Source organism: Nocardioides sp. NPDC004968 (assembly GCF_040608935.1).
Classification (GTDB): domain Bacteria; phylum Actinomycetota; class Actinomycetes; order Propionibacteriales; family Nocardioidaceae; genus Nocardioides.
Map to the genome: position 1 here is coordinate 1 of NZ_JBEXJF010000071.1, position 5719 is coordinate 5719.

Annotated in this window: 8 protein-coding genes; 3 read left to right on the forward strand and 5 right to left on the reverse strand. The window is 61.1% G+C overall.

All coding sequences use genetic code 11. The annotated features are described in order from the left end of the window. Nucleotides 1–147: 147 nt before the first annotated feature. On the reverse strand, nucleotides 148–387 hold the full coding sequence (locus ABZU72_RS28495) for a helix-turn-helix transcriptional regulator (RefSeq protein ID WP_355022135.1): 240 nt from the start codon (nucleotides 385–387) through the stop codon (nucleotides 148–150). 113 nt (nucleotides 388–500) lie between these two features. Here ABZU72_RS28495 and ABZU72_RS28500 point away from each other — a divergent pair, with 113 nt between their 5' ends. Then, nucleotides 501–860, forward strand: a complete 360-nt coding sequence (locus ABZU72_RS28500; protein WP_355022136.1) for a hypothetical protein — start codon at nucleotides 501–503, stop codon at nucleotides 858–860. A 197-nt stretch (nucleotides 861–1057) separates the two neighbouring features. On the opposite strand, the gene ABZU72_RS28505 is transcribed toward ABZU72_RS28500, so the two are convergent. From ABZU72_RS28505 to ABZU72_RS28515, 3 genes are all read right to left on the reverse strand, one after another. Next, nucleotides 1058–1510, reverse strand: a complete 453-nt coding sequence (locus tag ABZU72_RS28505; protein WP_355022137.1) for a universal stress protein — start codon at nucleotides 1508–1510, stop codon at nucleotides 1058–1060. A gap of 970 nt (nucleotides 1511–2480) precedes the next feature. Further along, the gene (locus ABZU72_RS28510) at nucleotides 2481–2636 is read right to left on the reverse strand and encodes a hypothetical protein (RefSeq protein ID WP_355022138.1); all 156 of its coding nucleotides are present in this window, start codon (nucleotides 2634–2636) and stop codon (nucleotides 2481–2483) included. 439 nt (nucleotides 2637–3075) lie between these two features. Beyond that, nucleotides 3076–3327: a hypothetical protein gene (locus tag ABZU72_RS28515; RefSeq protein ID WP_265050605.1), complete on the reverse strand. Its 252-nt coding sequence runs from the start codon at nucleotides 3325–3327 to the stop codon at nucleotides 3076–3078. Nucleotides 3328–3894: 567 nt separating this feature from the next. Between ABZU72_RS28515 and ABZU72_RS28520 the strand changes: the two genes are divergently transcribed. Next, the gene (locus tag ABZU72_RS28520) at nucleotides 3895–4248 is read left to right on the forward strand and encodes a DUF1330 domain-containing protein (RefSeq protein WP_265050604.1); all 354 of its coding nucleotides are present in this window, start codon (nucleotides 3895–3897) and stop codon (nucleotides 4246–4248) included. Nucleotides 4249–4622: 374 nt separating this feature from the next. Here the strand turns inward: ABZU72_RS28520 and ABZU72_RS28525 are convergent, their stop codons facing one another. After that, nucleotides 4623–4949: a hypothetical protein gene (locus tag ABZU72_RS28525; RefSeq protein WP_355022139.1), complete on the reverse strand. Its 327-nt coding sequence runs from the start codon at nucleotides 4947–4949 to the stop codon at nucleotides 4623–4625. A gap of 155 nt (nucleotides 4950–5104) precedes the next feature. Here ABZU72_RS28525 and ABZU72_RS28530 point away from each other — a divergent pair. Further along, on the forward strand, nucleotides 5105–5719 hold a 615-nt coding region (locus tag ABZU72_RS28530), incomplete at its 3' end, for a hypothetical protein (protein ID WP_355022140.1).

The following is a 5719-nucleotide window of genomic DNA, read 5'->3' on the forward strand; positions in this document are numbered from 1 at the left end:
ATCTCTTCGGGCTTGTGGCGCTTCTTCGGCATATCGGTCCTCCTGTCTGCCAAAAGACATACTTCAGGGTGGACCAATTCAACGGGGGTGGATCAATTGCCGGCTACGCCGCTCCGCGATCCTGCCCCCCATATCTTCTCCCCTTGGTCACTTCGCGCTCGCGTCGGCAACTCGTATCATCGCAAACGGCTCGGCGCCGATCGCCCGCGCAATAGCGATATATTCCGCCACATCGAGGCGCCGCTCGCCCAGTTCATACTTCGATACGAATGTCTGTCGCTGCCCGATCCGTGCCGCCAGCTCGACCTGCGTGATACCGGCATCCTTGCTTGCCTGGATCAGCGCCGCGAGCAGGGCCTTGTAGAGTTCGGAGCGGGTTGAAGCCAAAGCCGGCGCCCAATACGAGTGGACCGGCGCTCCAAAGAAACCCGAAATTCGGATACCCCAAAACAGGGTATTCGGTCATTCTGCCTCCCGATTGACGATCGGGGAGGCGCGGCGTGAAGGAGCAATATGTCGGGGACGTCAACGACTATCGGAAATATGCGCTCCTGCGGCTGCTGAGCCGGTCAGGCTTGAAGCTCGGCGTGTGCTGGATGCTCACGCCGAACGACGGGCGCAGCGATGGCAACAAGCTCGGCTATCTCGATCAGGCGAAGCAGGAGCGTCATGATCCCGAACTGTTCACGCTGCTGCGGCGGGTGAGAAACGAGCCTGACGCCCGCCGGCTGCTCCTGATCGAAGCCAACGAGACCCTGCCGGGCGCCGGCCGGCTATGGCGAAACCTCGCCGCGTCACGCCGAGTGCATGCGCACCCTTGCTGCCTGTCGCCCAACAGATCGATACGCAGCGGCGCATGAACGAAGTCGGCGACGGTCTTGCCCTGATCGCCGCGGGAACGCAGCGCCGCTGACAGGCGCTCAAATGACTCAACACGAACGCGTACTCTCGCATTACCCCGGCGAGCTAAGACGTCAGGTAGGGGGTGGACTGCGGATGTTTTGCGGTTGGACGTGGGGTCGGAATGACCAATCGTGCTGATGTCTCCACATCGGCACTACGTTACCACTAGAACGGGTACCGAACTGCTGGAAAGCACCTCGGAGGTCTGGCTGCCCAGCAGAAGGCGACGGAGCCCGCGTCTGCCGTGGGATGCTATGACAATGAGGCTGCAGTGACGGCTATTGGCAACTTCGACGATTGCCTCGGCCGGGTGAGCCTGGGGAATATGAACGGTCTCGGCGTCGACGCCGAGACGATCTGCAGCAGCTCTGGCATCAGCCAGTGTCTTCTCAGCCGCTTGCGTCTGGCTCGCCTCATACTCCGCCGCCGTCTCCATCAGTGGCGGCGCCCACCCGGCGCTGGCCGCGGCACCATAGATTGCAAATGGCTCTGTCACGGTGACTATAATGACCTTCGCGCCCACGCTCCTAGCGAGGTTCAGGCCATGATTTACGCCCTTCTGGGCAAATTCCGATCCGTCTGTCGGTATGAGAATGAGCTTGTACATTATCCGACTGCTCCTTGCTTACCCGCAGTCATATGTAGATCTGGCCAGGTTTTGGTTCTCCCGAACAGCGGGTGGGTTGATTTGACGCAAACACGGGCTCTCTTAACTGGAGCATAATTTACCAGATGCTCCATCCTCCGGAGGTCGCCATGAAGACGACAATCAAACACGGGCCGGAATCCTGTAGGTCGGACGCGCCCACCATCACGATCGAGACAAATGAAGACTACGCCCTCGCGATCCAACGCATCAAGGCGCTCTCGGTACAAGATGGAAGTAGTCACCGAGAATTGCTGGCACTCCAGGACGCGATCCGCGTCTGGGAGACAATCCATGGTGGGATCGGACGAGAACCATAGGCGGACAACGCTCGCGCCGTTCCAAGCAGCTGGAGCGGCTGCAACACTAACGCCGTCCCCCGCAAGTTGCGCTCGTCGGCTCGGGCGGAGCGTCCCGATAAGGTTGATAGCGGACCTCACCCGAGCCACGGCCGGCGATCGGCGGCGGTGCCATGGTACGGCACGGGAGTGCTTTGCGGTTGTCTCCCGGGTCCTTCCCTAGCAACGCCAACCCCACGGGGATGGGGGAGTTGCGAAGCAACGTGCCCCCGAGGCGGCGGGTCGTGGCTCAACGTGTGCCGGCATGGCCCCGCGCCGGGCTCCGGGTACATACCCGGCGGCAGCGGGTACCTGGGCGGGGGTGTCCGTGCGGCGCGCGTGCCCGCACCCGCCGGTCAGCCCTCCGCTTCGGCCAGCCGGAGAAGCTCGTACGCCTCCAGAACAGGGTTATCGTCCATCTGATAGTTGACCGTGTGGCCAAAGCTAAACATCAGGACACCCCAGAGTTGGACGAATTCAGGCGAAAGCTCCCGCTTCTTAATCAGTTCCCAAACTCGGTCTAAAAGCCCCCGGCCAAGGTCGTAATAATGTTCCCGCTGATCATTTTCGACGGGTGCTGCGCTATATCGTATTCATAATTGAGAATTCTGGTCAGTCTTCTTTGCAAGCCGAGCTTCCTCACGGCTCTGCAGGCGCAGCGTATCCATCGCGAAACTAAAGTTCTGCTCCATTAGTTCCCAGAAATGTTCCTCGTCACGAGGCGGCATTGTGAACTCGTCTTGAAACATGGCCGCAAACCTATCTTAGAGAGATCAGGATCTACCAACATCCCCTCCCCATATACGCTGCGCCGTCGAAGCCGCCAGGGCCCGTCACACCCGTCACACCGTCACATCCTCGCAAAAATGTTACGCAGTGGCGGCCGTGCCGGGCTGTAGGGGCTCAGCTCGGCCCCGCCGTAGGGATGGGGATCCCCCCGCGCGCACGCGCCCGCGCGCGCGTAGCTGCCCACTGGTGGAGTACGGCCGCGACGGAGCTAGTGGGTGGCAGCTGGATATGACGCACAGTACGATCCGGCGCTGCGTTTGCCGAGCAGGGCGCAGGCCGAGATTTCCCGTGATGCCGCGGCGATGGTCGCGGCCGCGGTTGACCGACCAGCGCGTGCTGGCGCTGCGGTTCCTGGCAGGGGCGATTGATGGGCGGGAAAGGCGCAGCGGAGGATGAGGCTCATAGCGCCCGAATCTGCTTCTCGACCTCCCCGGGGATTGCATCGTGTCGCGCCAGCATCTCGATCTGTCGGCGGCGCTCGTCGTCAGGCAGCACGGCCCAGGCGCTGGCGCGGGCGGCGTGGAGGCTGAATGCCTGGCGCGCGGTGGCGTTGTCTGGCGCGTGCTTGAGGCAGAGCGGCCAGAGTATGTCGATGTCGCTCTGGCGCTGGCGCTCATGCCAGCAGCCAAGGGCGAAGCGGGGCAGGCTCATACGGTCATCCTTCCTCGGCACCCCAGCCGGTGCGGGCTGGCGGGGCATATCCCGTCACCCTTTGGTCAACAACTCGATAAACACGATGAGCGCGACCAGGTTCGCTCTGTGGAGGATCGTCTCGCCCCTGGCCGTTCGGATACGAAACCTGCACGACGTCGAGTGCGATCAAAGTTCTTCACGGACGACTAAAATCAGTTATGCTGCGTTGCACACTCCAAAGCGGGAGGTTGCAATGAGTTTCTAGTGGGGGGCTATTTGCCGTGCTCGCATCGGCAATGCCGGCGCCCAATTTGGGTAAGGACGTCGAGACGTTTGCGCGGCACTCGCCACGGTTCACGTCGTGATGTCTAAAAGGGCGTTTGCTCGTCGATTGGTGCTCCAGTCCCATCTCCTTAGCCCGCGCCTCTATGGCGCAGTGTCGGGTAGCCGACGATGCTCACGAGCACGAGCACTGAAACCCTAGCAGAGACAAGGATCGGATAGGCGATTTTAGAGCCGCAGCCATGACCATTTTTGTTCGCAGCGCTTGCAGTGCAACCACGAGATCAATTCGCGGAGGCAACGATGGCTAAAGCCTATTGGATCGCGGCCTACCGCGAAATCAAGGACCCTGAAGCCCTTGCGGCATATGTTGAGCTAGCCGGTCCCGCGATTTGGGCGGCCGGCGGGCGCAATCTAGTACGAGGCGTTCCTGCCGTAACGCTGGAGGAAGGACTGAACCTGCGCACGGTCATTATAGAGTTCGACAGCGTCACAAGCGCCATCGCGGCGTATGAGAGCCCGGACTATCAGGCCGCGCGTAAGCTCTTGGGCGACGCTGTCGTCCGAGATATTCGCATCGTCGAGGCCACAGACTGGTCGCGCAAGCAGTCAATGGAGGCCTGGCTTCGAACATCTCAATCAGCGGCACCGGGTTAGTTTTTCGTAGCGTGGGGCCACACGCTATGTCTGGTCATGCTGATCTGGATGCAAGGATGGCGCTCAGCCTCCTCTCGCGACATGCCAGCTCCTATTCAACGATGGCGGCGCAAGGCGCAACCGCGGCACATGCTCGGCAGGCGCGGTTACCCACGCGAAGCTCGCGGTCCGCCGAAGCACCGAATGTTGCAGGGGAGGGTGCGAGCCGGTGCGGTGGGGGTTCTCGCGAGATCCGCCCCGGCTCTGGCCACACGAGCGCTGGGAAGAACTTGTCGTGGTTGCCGTCTTATAGATAGCGGAAACCTCTGAGTCAGCCACGAAGCTGAGCCGCGCACCCATCTGCGAAGTCGCAGCGGAAAGGCGACGGCCGCCAGCTAACGCTTTCTGGCGTGACTTCTTTCCTCGATCTCGCGATCTGCCCAGATCTGGGCTTCCAACTCTAGGGAGGCCATTAGGTCTCGGTAATCTGCAATCATCTCGTCGCGTAACGGTGCGTCTGACCTGGTCCAGTAATCCAGCCCAACATGCGCCAATTCGTACGCCTCGCAAAGGTCGAGAAAGGTTTCGCTTGCGGCCAGATCAAAACGGGCCCGCCAATCAGGAAAACGCAGTTTGAGACGGGCGCGCCCGCGCTCCTCGATCCGGGTCATAATGCCGACCTCGATATGTGAGGGCGGGTCGATGCACTCCTTGCCCTTCACCGATTTTGGGCTTGGCGCAGCGATCGCTCAATTGACCTTAGGGACAGCAGGGGCGAGTGTTTGGCTGACTGGTTAGCGCTCTGCGTGTCACCGCGCTGTTGCACTGATCGCTCCATCTGTTCGATGGTGCTAAGCGTATTCGAAGGGCCTTGATGATGCCGACGCGTTCCAGCAGTGGCTCAGTTTCCTGCGTTGTTCCTGGGATCTCTGAAGATGATATTCGTGCCCAACTGGGTCGCATTTTAGCAAGTGACGACTTTAAGGTGCCAGAGCGGGTGCGCCGGTTTCTGTCCTACGTGGTTGAAGAAGCACTCACTGGCCGGGCAGACCGCATCAAGGCTTATGCGATCGCAGTCGAAGTCTTCGGCCGGAGGGCAGATTTCGACGTTTCGAACGATCCCGTCGTTCGCATTGAGGCGGGGCGGCTCAGGCGCGGATTGGAGCGGTACTATCTGCTTGAAGGCAGTACCGACCCGCTTGTGATCGAGATTGCCAAGGGGGGCTATGTGCCCAGCTTCCGCTGGCAATTGAACGATCAGATCGACCCTGCGCCGCTTTCACCATCCGATCCCTCGCCCGACAAACCATCCCGCCCGCAAATGGGCGATTGGCTGAGGCTACCTTGGCTTGTCGGCGCCACTTCAGCGCTCGCGATCAGCTCCTTGGTGGCCTTCCTGGCGATGGCGAACCGACCGGTCCCGGCTGCGCCAGTGAGCCCGGCACGGCTGTCACTCGTCGTGAAGCCCTTCGTCAACCTCACTGAGAAAGCC